Genomic DNA, 15,763 nt, shown 5'->3' with positions numbered 1-15,763 from the left:
CTTATTTGCAGAGCGTTTTATTTTACCAAAAAGATAATAAAGAGCCAGGGCAAGCATAGTCCAGTAGAATGCGAACCCGATAAGAAAAAACGGGGGCGGCGTATCCGGCTCTTGCCTTAAAAAGTTAATAAAAGGTATCAAGGGGCCTATCAAAATAACTTTAACAGGTAACAAAACTGTGGAGATCACATTCCTCCAGCCTGTTTCTGATCCCGTTCCCAGGAAAGACTCGCCATTCCCGGGAAAGAGCCTCACTTCCGATAAAGAAAGAGCATTAGTGATCAATTGAAAGGCAAACGCAGAAACGAGGAAGAGCATAACAAACTTTGTTCTTGAAGTTTGAGTTTAACGATACTGTAATTTAATTTAGCTCAATGGAGTTGTTAATAGAAAAAATTAAAAGTTATGTCCCGCTCTCTTTCGATGACGAAGGTATAGCGCGCACTTTATTTCACAAGAAAACTCTTAAAAAGGGCGAGCATCTGCTTAAAGCAGGCGATATTTGCCGCTACGTTGTTTTTATCGAAACCGGGCTTGTGAGATATTATATTAACAATGATGGAGTAGAACAAACCAATTACTTTAACAAAGAAAACGAGTTTGTGTGCGACTATATAAGTTTCCTGCCCCAAACTCCCTCGTACGTTAATATACAGGCACTGGAGGATACCACTATCTGGGTGATCAGTTACGTTGGTATGCAGCAATTTTATAATGAGGTAAAAGCAGGCGAAAGATTTGGCCGCCTGGCAATAGAACAGGTATTTGTAAGTGTAATCAGCCAGATAGGTTCTTTATATACCGATTCGCCCGAAACAAGGTATGCGAAGTTCTTAAGTGAGTATGCCGATATTGCGCAGCGTATTCCTCAATACTATATAGCCTCCTATGTAGGTATTAAACCACAATCGTTAAGCCGTATCCGTAAACGGATCTGGGATAAGCATTAATTAACCTGGGTGAATGGATGGAAGATTTCCATTGCCCAATTTTGTACTGTTAAAAATAACAGTACATGAAAACAATACACGAAACACAGCAATGGGGCATCCGGTCGGCATCCTTTTGGATGACCCTGTTCATTGCAGTGGGCATCATTTTTATTGGTGTCCGCTTTATAATAAACCCTGCCGCCGGCGCTATAGGCTACGGTATTCCCATCATTAATAACGATGATTTACCATTTGGAAGAATAAAAGGCATCCGCGACATTTTTTCGGGAGTGGTCCTGCTACCCCTTTTATTGTTGCGTATGCGCAGGGCAACAGCCTGGGTATTTACATCAGCAATAACTGTTCCGGCAGCCGACTTCCTCATTGTGCTTTCAACAAACGGCCCATCGGATATTTCTCACTTAATGATCCATGGGTTAACCGCAGTTTATATGGCTATCACCAGTTTTTTATTATTTAAATCTTAATTAATTTTATGAATTCCTACACGCTTTTACAAATATGCCTCTTTATGCACCTTACCGGTCTCACGCTAATGGCGGGAACCGATATTGTTGAGTTTGTTGCGTTCAGAAGCATTTTAAAAACCTATCAAACTAATAAAGATGCCGCAGTACACCAAATTGGTATACTATCCAGATTTTCCGTTTTACTACTTATCGGCGGTATATTATTAGTACTTTCAGGAATAGGTTTCCTGATTATTACGCATAATGCCTTCGGCAATCAGCTATGGTTTAAAATTAAGATGATATTTGTACTTGGGCTTGTGCTTAACGGCATGCTAATGGGGCAAAAGAGCGGGAACGGGCTTAAACAAAGTTTGACAACAGGCAACAATGTGAAAGCCCAGCAGGTTGAAGATGCTATCCGTACTATGATCAGGTTTCATTTTATACAGCTTTGCATCTTCTTTATTGTGGTGCTAATGGCCGTTTTTAAGTTTAATTAAGTTGGAAAGTTGCGCCTTCATGCAAAAACAAAAGCCTCAAATCTTTCGACTCGAGGCTTTTGACTTTTTTCTGGTAGCGGGAACAGGACTAATGTCGAACCTTGTGAATGATCTCGAAGCAATATTTAGATTCATGTAGAGCGCCTATTATCAGCATGATACAAACACCTTGATTGAGCGTAAAAAAACAGATGGCATTTTTAGGAAGCGACAGGAATAGAATATTTACAAATACCAAAGTAGACCAAAGATGTTCTCCTTTTATACAGTCAAAGCCAGCGGTACAAAAAAACCGCCGTTGTAAAAAAGCCGATTTTCAGAAAGATTTGTAAGTAATGCAGTCCGCCAATGATTAATCCCGAACTGCCGCTGTAATTGGCGTGCGTTCCCTTGAAGGAATTTTTGAGCCGCAACCTCGCCCCCGCTGTTGAAGGAGTCGGCCAAACCAAAAGCAAATGAAGACATATAATCATTAACCGTCTTCGCCAGCCGGCTATTTAGACCCACGCGTTGTGTTTGAAAACTTAATTGGCCATACAGTTCGGCATTTAATTCTGGTATGGCACGTAGTTCAAAATTCACCTCTAAGGCGTTGTTGGTAATTTTGGTAACCGCGAAAAAGAATTGGACATCTTCTGGCACATCGTCATAATAAAAATGAATAAACCGTTCAGCTGGATCATCACCAGTGACGGCACGTTTTTTATTATTGCATTTATGACAATAAGGAACAAGATTGCTGGAATAAACAGCCAAAGCCTTAAAAACAGATTTTGGCAAATGATGATCAAGCTCGTCCGCTGGCAATATGCCGCAACATGGACATAACCCCGCATTAACTAATAGCCGGTTTCGTAAATCCTCTAAACGATTATTCAGCTGCACTTCGCCATAACCTGCTTCAATGGCTTCTGCCAAACCTATGGTTAAACCAGCGCCTAACAACTTATTATTTGAGACACCTTTAAGCGTTTCATAATTGTCGTAAATTTCCTGAACAATGATTTTATCCGCTGCGGATAAAGGAAACTTGGCTTTCCCATTTTTCAGAGTCAGGGCTGTTTCCAGTTCGTCCAGTGCCGCTTTGTTATCAGGTAATTTTAATTTCCACATTACTTAGCGTACAATTTGGTTAAAATATAGGCCCTGGCCTGCATACTTAATTCCTGGTCGAATATTTTCTCTATCTCTATAATCAATTCGTCGGGGTCGGGCTCCAGAACCCACGAAGTTAAGGCTCCAATAACTTTATCCAGCGTTAAATGATAGTCCGTTATTTCAGAGGAAAGGCCGAAAGCAGTAGCGGTGATTAAACCAATATTTTCTCCAAAAGTCTGAATCTCTGGATGACCGCAGACCAAAGCACTACCCTCACGCCTAACGACGAAAACGTGCCGCTTTAAAGTCTCCTGTAAAACCACTGGTGAATGAGTGGCCACTATCATGAAAGAATTCCGTCTTTCCAATACATGGCGGATCGCCTGCATCAAAACCGCTAAAATGGGTGGGTGCAAATGCGTCTCCGGTTCATCAAACAATAGTAAGGAGCGGGGCGTAGTTAATGCCACGATGGAGGAAAGCGCATGAAATACGAATTTATGCCCGGTACTTAGCTCCATAAAAAAAGCAAAGTTTTCATCCCGCCCCTTTGCCAAAAAGTCAATTTCCGCAATCGTGTGCATAGAAGTTTCCCCGGCCAGGATTTCCATTACTTCCGGGAATAATTCGATCTGTTCAGTCGTACTAATAATGTCCAGGTTTTTGCAAAACTCCTCCGCCAATGTTCGGACGGGTTTTAAAAAAGAATTTTCATGCCTATCTTTTATAATATCCTCTGGCAGTAACTTGCCGTTGTGCCGGGTTTTGAGATTGGGCAAAATATCTTCCAATTCCTTGACTATATCTCTGATGCCACAAAATATATAACGGCCCAAACCCTCCTTCAATTCCTGAACGATCAACTCCTTTTCATTAATATAAATGCCTGGTACCTGGAAACTGTCAAACGCACTGTAAGCTAAATTTATAATTCGGGGAAAACCCAAACCTGCCGGCGAGATGACACCAACCTGTTGCAATGATTTATCGCTACGGTCACTGGCGGAAGCAAAAGCGATCCTTGAAATTTTCGCAAGTAAAGTACTTTTTCCGGAACCGTTTCGCCCAATGATAACCGCGATACGGTTTGGCAAGTGTTTACTATTCCAACCATAGGTTGGGGAATTAAAATCAAACGTTATGGGTTCTGCTAAATCGGGGATTTTAAAATCAAATTGCAGATCAAGGCTTAGTAACTTATTAAAGTCCCGCGAGATCAATAACGGTGCAATGGAGAAGATATCGTCTTTCCGGTTTACAAACCGAAGCAAGGATTTTTCAAACCCCGGCTCCTTATTTAACCCCTCTTCCATATCTGGAAATATTACAATGTCCCGCAACGCAATAAATAAATCATTGCGCAAGTCCTTATCCAACTGGGCAATTCTCTCGTAATAATCCAGCGATTGACCTAAGGAACAAAACCCGTCATCCAACTGTTTCAAGCCGCCTAAGGGAATCAGATAACTTTCCCTTTCCTGCTGGCCCTCCTTCAAAATCTTCAGATGGCCGATCAAAGTATTTTTTCCGCTTTCAGAATGCCTGCCAGATAAATGTAAATAATACGAAGTGCGGTAATGATAGTCGTCCCAATCATCCCGTTCTAAATAAAAGGAAGGCTCCTGACTATAGCTATATAATTTATTATTAGCCCATTCAATAACTTCGATAAACATGATAGGAGGTTTAGAAAGCACTGTTCTATTTTAGCAAGGATAAATATTGTTATTCAAATTCACAAAATATTAAAAACTAATCGTAAACCCTATCGCATTAAAACATTATCAGCCAAAGTCGTTTGTCTGCCGGTCAGCCGACAGATATGAGTCTAACGAGCTACCAACACAGATCAATATAGCTTAAAAAAACAAAAGCCTAAAATCTTTCGACTCAAGGCTTTTGACTTTTTTTCTGGTAGCGGGAACAGGACTCGAACCTATGACCTTCGGGTTATGAGCCCGACGAGCTACCAACTGCTCCATCCCGCACTGTTTTGATAGTGCAAATGTACGATAAGTTATCACATCTGTTTGTCACAAATGGTGGTATACTGTTAATAACTACTTAACATGCTATCACCTAACTCATTAATTTCGTTGACATAAGTCAATTTCTTTCTTACTATAAGTCAATGTGTGGCGTTTGGGTACTTTGCACCTTTGTGATACCCCGACCGATGAACGGACAGGATCATAAAATTTCAAAGAAATGAAAACCGCTAAAGAATTATTGCTCAACTATCTTGAGCAGATCAATAACCCCGATGCAGCTATTGAACTTTTTGCCGACGACGCAGTGTTCGAGCTTCCCTACCTTGCAAGTTTAGGTTTACCCTGGCAATGGAAAGGCCGGGAAGTAATATATAATTTCCTTAAAAACCTGCCCAAAACATTCGGCAACTTTAAATTTCAAAACATCAGGATCCATATTGATACACCTGACCAGGCCTTTGGCGAATATGATGTGAACGCTATAGTCAATTCAACCGGTCGGGTTTATCCGCAAACCTATATGGGACGCGTGGTTGCCGAAAATGGTAAGATCAAGCTCATCCGCGAAGCGCTGGATATGGTTGTAGTGGCCAAAGGAATGTTTCCTGACGGGCTGGCACACTTAGCTTAAAGCTACTTACGAGCCTGGGCCCTTTTATAAAAATTACGCTTTAACCATACCTCTCTTTGTTGTTCAAACCCGCTTTTCTTAAGTTATTACAAAAAAAATGTTTTGACCAACGTTAAAAAGGCCTTAACTAAAATTGTTGAGGCCTTTGCAATAATCAGATACGCTATCATCAATTAGCTACGTCATTATTTTCGATCCCTGTTTTGTTTTTATTGATTCTGTCTTTTAAGCCGCCAAAATTGTAGTTTAAGCTGATGCTGAATGACCTGTAATAGTTCATGCTTTGGTAGGTTTGATTAAATTGAGGACCAAATGTTTTGCTTACACTGTTGCGGTATTTGGTAAACGGATTTTTGATCCCCCCAGAGATACTGAACTTATTTTTTACAATATCCTTGTTGAAATTGAACGCGCTGTAAAAAAAGCCGTTGGTGTGTCCCTGTAAACCTGTAGGATTGCGGCTATTTATACCCAAATCGGCATTCAGGCCCCAGCCATGGTTCAGGCGTACTACGTTTGATAGCGTAGCCCCATACATCAGCACGTTATTGTTCACTACTTTCCCACCGGCCTGGCCCTGCAGCCACAAGTACATCATATTACCATTGAGGCTTACGTTGTAAATTTTAGTTACAGGATAACTAAGGTTAAAATTAACGCCCGCACTGCTGGCCTTGCCTGTATTAGCATAGGTAACTCGTGTAACCTGGGTAGCCCGATCAAAATTAACTACCTGCAAATCGAGGTTGTTCATGAACGAATAGTCGAGCCCGATGTTTACTGATAATTTTTTATTGCTGCCATACCCAAGCTGGATATCGTTCAATAAAACAGGTCTCAGGTTGGGGTTACCGGTAACTTCATAATTAGGATTTGAGCGGTCAACATAAGGGTTAAGCCTGTTGATTCCCGGCCTCCTGATCCTTTGTGAAAAACCGAAGTTGATACTGCTTTCGTCTTTAAATCTTTTACTTACCGAAACAGAAGGAACAATGTTAAAATAGTTTTGATCGGCCACAGATGCTGTACTTATGAAATTGGCACGGATCACAGTTTCTTCAACCCGTACACCGGCATTGATATTCCAGCTGTTTAAAGCCAATTGATAGGAGTTATAAGCGCCAAATACATTTTGGGTATTGGTAAATGCGTTTGACTGCGCTGCATCATGCTCATATAAACCGGTTGTTTCATTTAATGAGCTATAGCTAAAATCGCTGCTGTTATTCCTGAATATAGCTTTAATGCCGGCATCAATGGTCATTTTATTTACCGGGGTAACAAAATCAACTTGTACAGTGTGTTCTTTAAATTTTTGTTTATCGCTTTGTTGAAAATTGGGGCCCGGGAAATTTACCCGGTCAAAAAATTGAACATCGCCATTTTTGTTATTTGTGTTGCTGCTGTACATGTATGAAAATGTAAGCAGCCTGTTTTTAACCCCTTTAAAGCCCAATTCATAATTGATCCCTGCATCAATGCCATAGCTGGTGGCCTTATTATTGTTTTGAAAACGGTATTGCTCAGGCTTACTATCGCCGGTTAGCAGAGACGACTGCCCGTTATGATCGGTTACACGGCTGCCGTTATAATTGAACTGGGCGGTTAATAAATTCAGTGTATCTATCTGCAGGCTTAATTCGGTGCCGAAATAAGCGGTTTTATTATTTGAACGCTGATAACCGTTTTGCGCCAGTGTTGTACCGGCAGCATCAACACGTTTGTTGGTATTATAGGTTTGCGGCGAATTGTTGATGCTGCCACCGCCAAAAGCAGAAACACCAAACTTGCCTTTTTTAGCCGTAACAGAACCTCCGATGCCGGGGCCACCCGTAGGCAAGCTTTCATTGATATTTACAGAACCATTGACACCATCGTTGATTTTTTTGCTGGTGATGATGTTAATGATGCCCGCCAAGCCTTCGGCATCATATTTTGATGGCGGTATGGTAATCACCTCAATCCGCTCAATGGTTGATGCCGGAATGCTTTTTAAAACGGCTTTAAGGTTGCTTTCCAAACTGCCGGAGGGCTTACCATTAATAAGCACTTTAAAGCTTGAATTTCCTTTAAGCAGTAAATTATCATCCCCATCTAATGACAGGTAAGGAATTTTCCTCATCATGCTTAGTATATTATTTCCCTTGCTTTCAGGATCCGCCTTCAGGTCGTAAATTATTCTGTCGGCCTTTTGCCTGATAATCGGTCTTTCGGCGGTTATGGCAACCTCTTTCAGATTGGTCATTACATCACTTAAATAAACCGGTTTTAGCACCAGTATTTGCTGCTGATGCGTAAGATCGAGGGGTATTGTTTTTGAACTGTAGCCAATAGCGTTAATAGACAGCGAATAGTTTGACGGTTGTACCGAAGCAAAACTGAAGGAGCCATCCTCTTTAGTAACAGCAACCATAATGGTTTCATTGGCAGCATTCTTTAGCCGTACGGTTATCAATGACAAAGGTGCTTTAGTTACCGAATCAGCAATATCCCCTTTTACCTGCACCGGGGTTTGGCTATAGCTATTGAGGTTATAAATGATTAACACAGCTATCATCATGATTAACCGTATTGCTATTTGTTTAGTTTTCATATTTGTGAGGGTGTTAGATTTTGGTTGATTTTTTAGGCAAAGGATTCCCGGAGAGAAATTTCTCTCTTTAAAATTTGATGGTACAGGCGGCTAAACCGCCCGCTTAGTACAATAAATCAGGCTGATTATTTAATTCTTACGGCGGCGAAGCAGCAGGTAATAGATTAGAAAGCCGGCTGAGATAAAGATCATTTCAACTCCGTAAGGAACGGGCGAATCTTCGGCACTGTAGGGGATGAATTGCATTACTATAAAACCTATACCGGCGCAAAGAAGGATGAGCCCCCATTTTAAGGCTTCGTTGCCTGAGTTTAACTGGGCCAGAAATTTCACGCTGTTCTCATCCAGCGGCCCCGATTTAATAATGCGTTTTTTCAGCATGTAATTATAAAGGGCAAGTATGAATATAGCAATCAGTATAAAGAATATGATGATTACGATGAATGGCATTAACTGTTTCATGATCTTGTTTGTTTAAGTATTTGCTACAGTAGTCAGCAGATGGCTTGCGCAGGTTGCAATTATTTTAAAATATTTTTTATTCTTTTTTGCAACCGCTAAACCTTATATATTGACTACTGTAATATGTTTAATGAACACGAGGTTGTATCCAGAATATTAAATAAAGATCTCCGGGCTTTTGAACTGCTGGTAAAGCAGTACGAAAAGCTGGTTTTCTTTGTGATAAACCGGCTGGTGCAAGACCAGCAAAACAAGGAGGATATATGCCAGGAAGTTTTCATTAAGATTCACCAAAACCTGCACCGGTTTGAGTTTCAGTCGAAACTATCAACCTGGATAGCACGTATAGCCTACTTAACCGCTGTAAACTATTTAAAAAAGAACAAGAACAATCCCCCTGCCGAATATCCAGAAAATATTGATAATTATCATTTTACAGATGAAAACCCCGAACAGGAACTGATAAAAAAAAATACCGCAGCTTATGTTAACCTGCTTATTGAGCAAATGCCGCATCAATATAAAACAGTGTTAACGCTATACCACCTAAATGAGTTTTCATGTGCTGAGATCGAAGAGATCACGGGTATCCCGGAAGGAACAGTGAAAAGCCATCTTTTCAGGGCGCGGAAATTATTGAAAGAGAAAATTGAAAAAGACCTTAAGAAAGAAAATATATGAAAGAGCTGGATGACGACGAATTACAGGAACTATTGAACAGCGGCTTGGTTCCGGATAACAAAACACTTTCGGAAGAAGATAAGAACGACCTGCTCGCTTATCAAAACTTATTTACCGCACTGGGTACCGAGCCAAAAGAAGGCCTGCCTATGAGTTTTGCCGCTAACGTTAGGAGAAAACTGCAGGAGCAAATCAACCGTAAAAACGATCTGCGCTTTAACTTGTTGGCGCTTGGGATATTTGCAGCGGGTTTGGCCTTGGCCTATGGGTTGCTATCGATAATGAGCCCAGAAAGCGGTGATATGTTTTTAAATGCAATTATCAGCTTTAAATGGCTGTTATTAACACTGGTTGCAGGATTTGTGGGCTATCTTTTTATTGATCAGAGATTGGTAAACAGGAGTTATTAAGAACTGGGAAACGTAGAGATCATCATTGCGGATGAGGGTTAACACAAATCCAGAAACAAACTATCAAGCAACTGATAATCAATTAAATAAAACACAACAGGGGTTACACATCTCACAATGCGCAGAGCGGGCTTACATGTTTTGCAACCTGCAAACGGGAGACGCATGTGATGCGTCTCTACATTAAGATTAACGGGCTTCTTCTAACGTATCAGGAACAGCATCTTCGTCCTCTTCCTGTGGTTGAGGCTCTTCCTTAAACACACGGATGGTTTTAATATACCTGCGCTGGTAACGATCATTCATGGCGGTTTCAGTAACGCCATTTTCATCACCCGATGTAGAATGGATAAACACCAATGGTTCACCAGGTTGTGATATCACAATACCAATATGCCCTGCACTGTGGTAATTGTGACTGCGGGTTCCGGTAAACAAAATCAGATCGCCAAATTTGGCGTCTTTAATATCAATCCCCTTAACCGGCGCAAAATCCGATGAACTGCGGGGAATAGAGATGCCGAAATGAGTAAAAACATAATTAACAAAACCCGAGCAATCAAAACCTTTTTCCGGGTTGCTTGAACCATACCGATACCTGATGCCTTTCAGGGTTTGGGCAAATTCAACCAACTCGTCGGGTGTGGTTTCGCCAGTTTCATAATTGGCCACAACTTCGGCATAATGATGCCTCAACCTTGCATGGCTATGCAATTTTACCGTTTTATTTGCTTTATGTTTTTTTGATGCGTGAAATACGGCAGGCTTTGCCGGCTTCATAAGTGATAAACAAGCTACAAGGAGGAGTTTGGAACCAATTACAACATGCATGTTGTAATGATAGGTAAAAATTTCCACGGATAGTAATCAAAATGTAAAAAAGATGGTAGGGTACTAATACTATTATTTCATCAAAAAAGCAAAACGGGTGTTAAATAACAGCTATTAAAAATCACCTACTTTAGTATGGCCGCGCCAGTAGTAAAACATATCCGTTAAATGATGCACCTGTACTGACAACCAACCAGACCAGTCCTGAAAAATACCTGAAACCTGTTGTCGGAAAATCTCAAACCTTCATTGCGCCTGAACTGATCAGTCCGGCTAAGTTTAAAAACCTGGAACTGATCCCTTTTTACAAATCACATGATGCCCGGTATATGATCTATTGGCACCAGGGGGATTTGAAAGATACCCATTAAGTTATCGTGTTAAGAAGGTTTCATTTTACAATTCCAGCAGGACTAAGCTCAACTCGTCTGTATTCTCATTTGCAAAGTAAAGCATCTTAATTAGCGCTCAAAAAAGGCTTTTTAAAACCAGGATTCCATTACTTGTTTAGGATTATGTGGCTTAGCCTCGTTCATGGCTGTACAAAGGATAAAAGAAGTCGGCATCAGGAAAGTGCTTGGTGCCACTGCTGCCAACTTGGGGTTATGAAGGATATCTACTGATAGTTATTGATTTAACAGGGGCGATTACCTAATTTTAAAACCATAATGGAAACAATCTCCTCAGATAAGTTTTTAACCCTATTTAGCAATGGTCTTGAAGTAATTGATAAAACCATATTGGGGAATATATCGTTAGAAAAAATCAATGTCGAGAATTTATTGGCAGTTAAAAACTGTGTTTTCGAAGGTAGTGTTTCAATAAAAGGAGTCACCTTTAACAATAGTGTAATTTTTGAAAATTGCACTTTAAAAAAAGGGCTGTCATCCACTAATACTATTTTCAACGAGCAATTGACCTGGAACGAATGCAACACCACAAGTGAGATCACGTTTTTTAACACATCTTTTCAAAATTTGCAGTTTAACGGAGGAGAATATAAAGAAATAACATTGAATGGGGCTATTAAATCTCCTGAACATACAACAGGTCAAATACGCTTTAAAAAAGGCTCATACAAGCAACTGAAATTTTCAAGCAGTGATCTTGACTGTTCGATTGAATTAAGAGCGGGCTATTATAACACAGTTTTTTTCGAAAAGAATAAATTAAATCAATATTTTACGATCTCCGAAAATGTCGAAATAAACAATTTTTACATAAGCTCTTCCGAATTTTCAGATAGAGTGGCATTTTCAAATGGAACGATTACCGAAATATTCTGGTTGTCTACAGCTCTTTTCAATAGCCAAGTTGTTGTTGATAAAGAATTTAAAGTAAAGTCCTTCTATTTAAATCATGTATTAGCGAGACAAAATTTCGGAATAAAATATGACGGTAACATCGAAAATTTAAGCATCCATAGTTGCGAGTTTGTCAATAGTTTCAACTGTTATTTTTCAACGGCAATAGAAGCAAAAGAAGATATTTCAGGATTAAGTTTTACCATAGATGGCATAATTAAAGGAAATATTATCCTTGATAATATAACTGTGCCCTCAATTTCCATTTCCGGTGTAAATCTTGGCAACATTATTTTCAAGAAAATAGAAACTCATCTTATAACTATAACTGATTTTTATAACCAAAGTAAATTAACATTTGCAGACTTGAAGTTGGTGTATAAAAATCACGCGCTTATAATTTTCGACTCAAACATTAACACAACGGAGTTTGTAAATGTCGATTTTAGGAAATTTGAAGAACTTGTGATAGCGAAAAGTGAAGTTAGTAGCTTGATTCTTTCAAACTCAGTATTCCCCCCTAAAATTCAAATAGGAACAAAAAATCCTAAATTTGGCTATATCATCAAAGCTGATGAAAAAATTAGTGATAACGTCTACTATAAAGAAACCTATCGTCAACTAAAATTAGCAGCCGATAAACAAGGGAATCGAGCCTCTTCACTTGCATTTAGATCCCAGGAAATGCATTATTTTAGAAAAGAACTTCCATGGGGCTGGGATAAAGTTGTATTATATTTAAACTATCTATCCAATAACCATGGCTTAAGTTGGTCGAGAGGCGTGGTTTTCACGGTAATTATATCTTGGATTCTATTTATTTCTTATGAAGCATCTTTAACAAATCCAGCTTTCTCTTGGACATTCAATGGCTCTTTTAAAGATTTATGTAGTGGTTTTTATTGTGGGCTCCTATCATTTAGTAATTTCTGGGCATCATTTCCGTTGTTCAAAAATTTAGAAAGCGAACACATTACATGGAAAACAAATCTGGTGTTTATTTTAAGCAGAATTTTTATGGGTTATGGAATATATCAAACCATACCGGCCTTTAGAAAATTTGTGATTAAATAGTGGCGGCTGCAAGGAAATCATTCCTCTGCTCAAGAAATTCAGGGAGCAAAACTTCGCCAACCAAAACAAAAAGCCCCAAATCTTTCGATTCAAGGCTTTTCATTTTCTTCGTAGCGGGAGCAGGACTCGAACCTACGACCTTCGGGTTATGAGCCCGACGAGCTACCAACTGCTCCATCCCGCACTGTATTTGTGCTATATATTTGAGATCCGGCCATAACCCCGGAAAGGTGCTTCCAATTATCAAAATGCAAATTTGCACTCCGTTTTAATTGGACTGCAAAGATATAATTCGTTTCTTTGCAGTCCAAATATATTTTTAATTATTTTTTTATGGCTCATCAGGCAGGTTTTGTAAGTATAATAGGTAAACCCAACGCAGGGAAATCAACCCTTATGAACGCGCTAGTGGGCGAAAAAATGTCCATCATCACCCCTAAAGCGCAGACTACACGCCACCGCATTTTGGGTATTGTGAATGACGAAAACTACCAGATCGTGTTTTCGGACACCCCTGGTGTTATCAAACCGCACTACGCCCTGCACGAAAGCATGATGCACCAGGTTGACGGCTCTATTGTTGATGCCGACCTTATTTTGCTGGTTACCGACATTTATGAGGAATATGATGAAGCAGACGTTCTTAAAAAATTGGAGCGTTCATCAGCGCCTCTTGCCGTACTCATCAACAAAATTGACCAAAGCGATGAAGAAACCGTAAAAAAGAAAGTTGAATTTTGGCAGGAAAAATTAAACCCTAAAGCCATCTTCGCCATATCGGCACTGCATGGCCACAACATCAAGGCCATTATGGATTTCGTGATCGAAAACCTGCCGGAGCATGCCGCTTATTACGAAAAAGATGCGTTAACTGACCGTAACGACCGCTTCTTCGCTTCAGAAATGATCCGCGAACAGGTGTTTAAGCAATACAAGAAAGAAATTCCGTACAGCACCGAGGTTATTGTAACCGCCTTTATTGAGGGCGAAAAGCTTTACCGCATCAGCGCCGAGATTATTGTGGAACGCGAATCGCAAAAGAACATCATCATAGGCAAGGGCGGCGAAATGTTAAAAATTACCGGCACCTATGCCCGCCGCGCCATGGAAGACTTTTTTCAGCAAAAGGTTTTCCTGGAAATGTTTGTAAAAGTGATCCCCGACTGGCGTACCAAAAAGAATTACCTCAAACAATTCGGGTACGAATAGAAAGAACAGAATCAAGACTTTTAGAATCAAGATGCAGGATAATCCAACATCTTGATCTATCATTAATAAAAATTAAAAATTTCGTAGAAGCATTTGTTAAGTTAGATAGATTTGTATTCCTGAATCTTGATTTCTTGCATCCTGACTCTTAATAAAAAAGCATGAGTAACATAGTAGCCATTGTGGGCAGGCCCAACGTAGGCAAATCAACATTATATAACCGTTTAACCGAAAGCCGCAAGGCCATTGTTGATGACTTTAGCGGTGTCACGCGCGACAGGCATTACGGCGTTGCCGAGTGGCTTAACCACAATTTTACCGTTATTGATACAGGCGGCTATGTAGCCAATTCCGACGATGTTTTTGAAACCGCCATTCGCGAGCAGGTTGATATTGCCATTGAAGAAGCTTCAGTGATCCTTTTTGTTGTTGATGTTACAACTGGTATTACTGATCTGGACGATGAGATTGCCAACCGCCTGCGCAAAAGCAATAAACCTGTTTTTGTGGTAGTGAATAAGCTGGATAATAACAACCAGGTTGCCGATGCCATGGTGTTTTACAGTTTCGGCCTTGGCGAAATCTACAGCATTTCATCAATGACCGGCTCAGGTACCGGCGAACTGCTCGACGAAGTGGTAAAACACTTTGAAGACGAAGTACTTGAAGAAAACACCCGCCCTAGATATGCCATTGTCGGTCGCCCTAATGTGGGTAAATCATCTATCATTAACGCACTTATCGGTAAGGACCGTAACATTGTTACCCCTATTGCCGGTACCACCCGCGACTCTATCCATATCCATTATAACCAGTATGGTCATGATTTTATGCTGATAGATACTGCCGGGATGCGTAAAAAAACCAAGGTTAAAGAAAACATTGAGTTTTACTCGGTAATGCGCACCATCAAAGCGCTGGAAGAAGCCGATGTAATTATCCTGATGATTGATGCTGTTGAAGGCTTTGAATCGCAGGACATCAATATCTTCCACCTGGCCGAAAAGAACAAAAAAGGCGTGATGATTGTGGTAAACAAATGGGATTTGATTGAGAAGAACAATAAAACCGTCAAAGTATTTGAAGAGCAGATCCGCGATAAAATTGCTCCCTTTAGCGATGTGCCTATTGTATTTACTTCTGTTACCGAAAAGCAAAGGGTACTAAAGGTGTTAGACGTAGCCAACCAGGTTTACCAAAACCGCGCACGTAAAATCCCGACTTCCAAACTGAACGAGGTGATGCTGCCTATCATCGAAAACTATCCTCCGCCATCAATAAAAGGTAAATACGTTAAAATAAAATACATTACCCAAATTGCCGGCACTTCGCCAATGTTTGCCTTTTTCTGCAATTTGCCGCAATACGTAAAGGAGCCTTATTATAGGTTTATCGAAAATAAACTCCGCGAAAATTTTGATTTTTCGGGCGCCCCGGTGCAGGTATGGTTCAGGCAGAAGTAAGAACCTTGATTTTTAGGATTTGAGGATTACCTTGAATTTGATCTATCAAATCCAGACTTACAAAGTTTCACCACCGCGTCATTGCGAGGCACGAAGCAATCTCCTATTTGA

General features: G+C 40.2%; 14 protein-coding genes, 2 tRNA genes and 1 pseudogene. 10 read left to right on the top strand and 7 right to left on the bottom strand.

Annotated elements, in window-relative coordinates:
* Positions 1–374 precede the first annotated feature (374 nt).
* The 3 genes from BLP33_RS23460 to BLP33_RS23450 all read left to right on the top strand — a co-directional run bounded on the left by BLP33_RS23460 (position 375) and on the right by BLP33_RS23450 (position 1,905).
* A complete protein-coding gene (locus BLP33_RS23460) occupies positions 375–950 on the top strand; it encodes a Crp/Fnr family transcriptional regulator (protein WP_090533738.1) in 576 nt (191 codons plus the stop codon).
* 65 nt (positions 951–1,015) lie between these two features.
* Positions 1,016–1,420, top strand: a complete 405-nt coding sequence (locus tag BLP33_RS23455) for a DUF4267 domain-containing protein (protein ID WP_090533736.1) — start codon at positions 1,016–1,018, stop codon at positions 1,418–1,420.
* Between the two features lie 8 nt (positions 1,421–1,428).
* A complete protein-coding gene (locus BLP33_RS23450) occupies positions 1,429–1,905 on the top strand; it encodes a DUF2214 family protein (RefSeq protein WP_090533734.1) in 477 nt (158 codons plus the stop codon).
* Positions 1,906–2,166: 261 nt separating this feature from the next.
* Here BLP33_RS23450 and BLP33_RS23445 read toward each other — a convergent pair whose 3' ends face one another.
* The 3 genes from BLP33_RS23445 to BLP33_RS23435 all read right to left on the bottom strand — a co-directional run bounded on the left by BLP33_RS23445 (position 2,167) and on the right by BLP33_RS23435 (position 4,991).
* Positions 2,167–3,018 carry an HNH endonuclease signature motif containing protein gene (locus BLP33_RS23445; protein WP_090533731.1) on the bottom strand — a complete coding sequence of 284 codons (852 nt, stop codon included), beginning with the start codon at positions 3,016–3,018 and terminating at the stop codon, positions 2,167–2,169.
* Positions 3,018–4,679 (bottom strand): AAA family ATPase, encoded by a 1,662-nt coding sequence (locus tag BLP33_RS23440; protein WP_139160053.1) that lies wholly within the window; start codon positions 4,677–4,679, stop codon positions 3,018–3,020. Before BLP33_RS23440 ends, BLP33_RS23445 begins: the two co-directional genes overlap by 1 nt.
* Before the next feature lie 236 nt (positions 4,680–4,915).
* Positions 4,916–4,991, bottom strand: a tRNA-Met gene (locus tag BLP33_RS23435).
* Positions 4,992–5,211: 220 nt separating this feature from the next.
* On the opposite strand from BLP33_RS23435, the gene BLP33_RS23430 reads away from it, so the two are divergent.
* A complete protein-coding gene (locus BLP33_RS23430) occupies positions 5,212–5,625 on the top strand; it encodes a nuclear transport factor 2 family protein (RefSeq protein WP_090533727.1) in 414 nt (137 codons plus the stop codon).
* Positions 5,626–5,794: 169 nt separating this feature from the next.
* On the opposite strand, the gene BLP33_RS23425 is transcribed toward BLP33_RS23430, so the two are convergent.
* Both BLP33_RS23425 and BLP33_RS23420 read right to left on the bottom strand, forming a co-directional pair.
* Positions 5,795–8,218, bottom strand: a complete 2,424-nt coding sequence (locus BLP33_RS23425; protein ID WP_090533725.1) for a TonB-dependent receptor domain-containing protein — start codon at positions 8,216–8,218, stop codon at positions 5,795–5,797.
* A 129-nt stretch (positions 8,219–8,347) separates the two neighbouring features.
* Positions 8,348–8,680, bottom strand: a complete 333-nt coding sequence (locus BLP33_RS23420) for a DUF6249 domain-containing protein (RefSeq protein WP_090533723.1) — start codon at positions 8,678–8,680, stop codon at positions 8,348–8,350.
* Positions 8,681–8,803: 123 nt separating this feature from the next.
* On the opposite strand from BLP33_RS23420, the gene BLP33_RS23415 reads away from it, so the two are divergent.
* Together BLP33_RS23415 and BLP33_RS23410 are read left to right on the top strand one after the other, a co-directional pair.
* Positions 8,804–9,361 carry an RNA polymerase sigma factor gene (locus BLP33_RS23415; protein WP_090533720.1) on the top strand — a complete coding sequence of 186 codons (558 nt, stop codon included), beginning with the start codon at positions 8,804–8,806 and terminating at the stop codon, positions 9,359–9,361.
* On the top strand, positions 9,358–9,771 hold the full coding sequence (locus tag BLP33_RS23410) for a hypothetical protein (protein ID WP_090533718.1): 414 nt from the start codon (positions 9,358–9,360) through the stop codon (positions 9,769–9,771). The genes BLP33_RS23415 and BLP33_RS23410 overlap by 4 nt, the downstream gene beginning before the upstream one ends.
* 189 nt (positions 9,772–9,960) lie before the next feature.
* Here the strand turns inward: BLP33_RS23410 and BLP33_RS23405 are convergent, their stop codons facing one another.
* Entirely contained in the window at positions 9,961–10,551 is a 591-nt protein-coding gene (locus tag BLP33_RS23405) for a C40 family peptidase (protein ID WP_175490099.1), read from the bottom strand.
* Positions 10,552–10,757: 206 nt separating this feature from the next.
* Between BLP33_RS23405 and BLP33_RS27900 the strand changes: the two are divergent.
* Positions 10,758–10,973: pseudogene (locus BLP33_RS27900) on the top strand (DUF4986 domain-containing protein); the annotation flags it as partial.
* A gap of 297 nt (positions 10,974–11,270) precedes the next feature.
* Positions 11,271–12,980 carry a hypothetical protein gene (locus BLP33_RS23395; RefSeq protein WP_090533713.1) on the top strand — a complete coding sequence of 570 codons (1,710 nt, stop codon included), beginning with the start codon at positions 11,271–11,273 and terminating at the stop codon, positions 12,978–12,980.
* A gap of 111 nt (positions 12,981–13,091) precedes the next feature.
* On the opposite strand, the gene BLP33_RS23390 is transcribed toward BLP33_RS23395, so the two are convergent.
* A tRNA-Met gene (locus BLP33_RS23390) sits at positions 13,092–13,164 on the bottom strand.
* A gap of 149 nt (positions 13,165–13,313) precedes the next feature.
* On the opposite strand from BLP33_RS23390, the gene era reads away from it, so the two are divergent.
* Positions 13,314–14,189 carry a GTPase Era gene (gene era, locus BLP33_RS23385; RefSeq protein WP_090533711.1) on the top strand — a complete coding sequence of 292 codons (876 nt, stop codon included), beginning with the start codon at positions 13,314–13,316 and terminating at the stop codon, positions 14,187–14,189.
* Between the two features lie 161 nt (positions 14,190–14,350).
* Positions 14,351–15,652 carry a ribosome biogenesis GTPase Der gene (gene der / locus BLP33_RS23380; protein WP_090533709.1) on the top strand — a complete coding sequence of 434 codons (1,302 nt, stop codon included), beginning with the start codon at positions 14,351–14,353 and terminating at the stop codon, positions 15,650–15,652.
* Positions 15,653–15,763: the final 111 nt, after the last annotated feature.

Source organism: Mucilaginibacter sp. NFR10 (assembly GCF_900100445.1).
Lineage (GTDB): Bacteria > Bacteroidota > Bacteroidia > Sphingobacteriales > Sphingobacteriaceae > Mucilaginibacter > Mucilaginibacter rubeus.
This window is presented reverse-complemented; position numbering and strand designations above follow the sequence as displayed.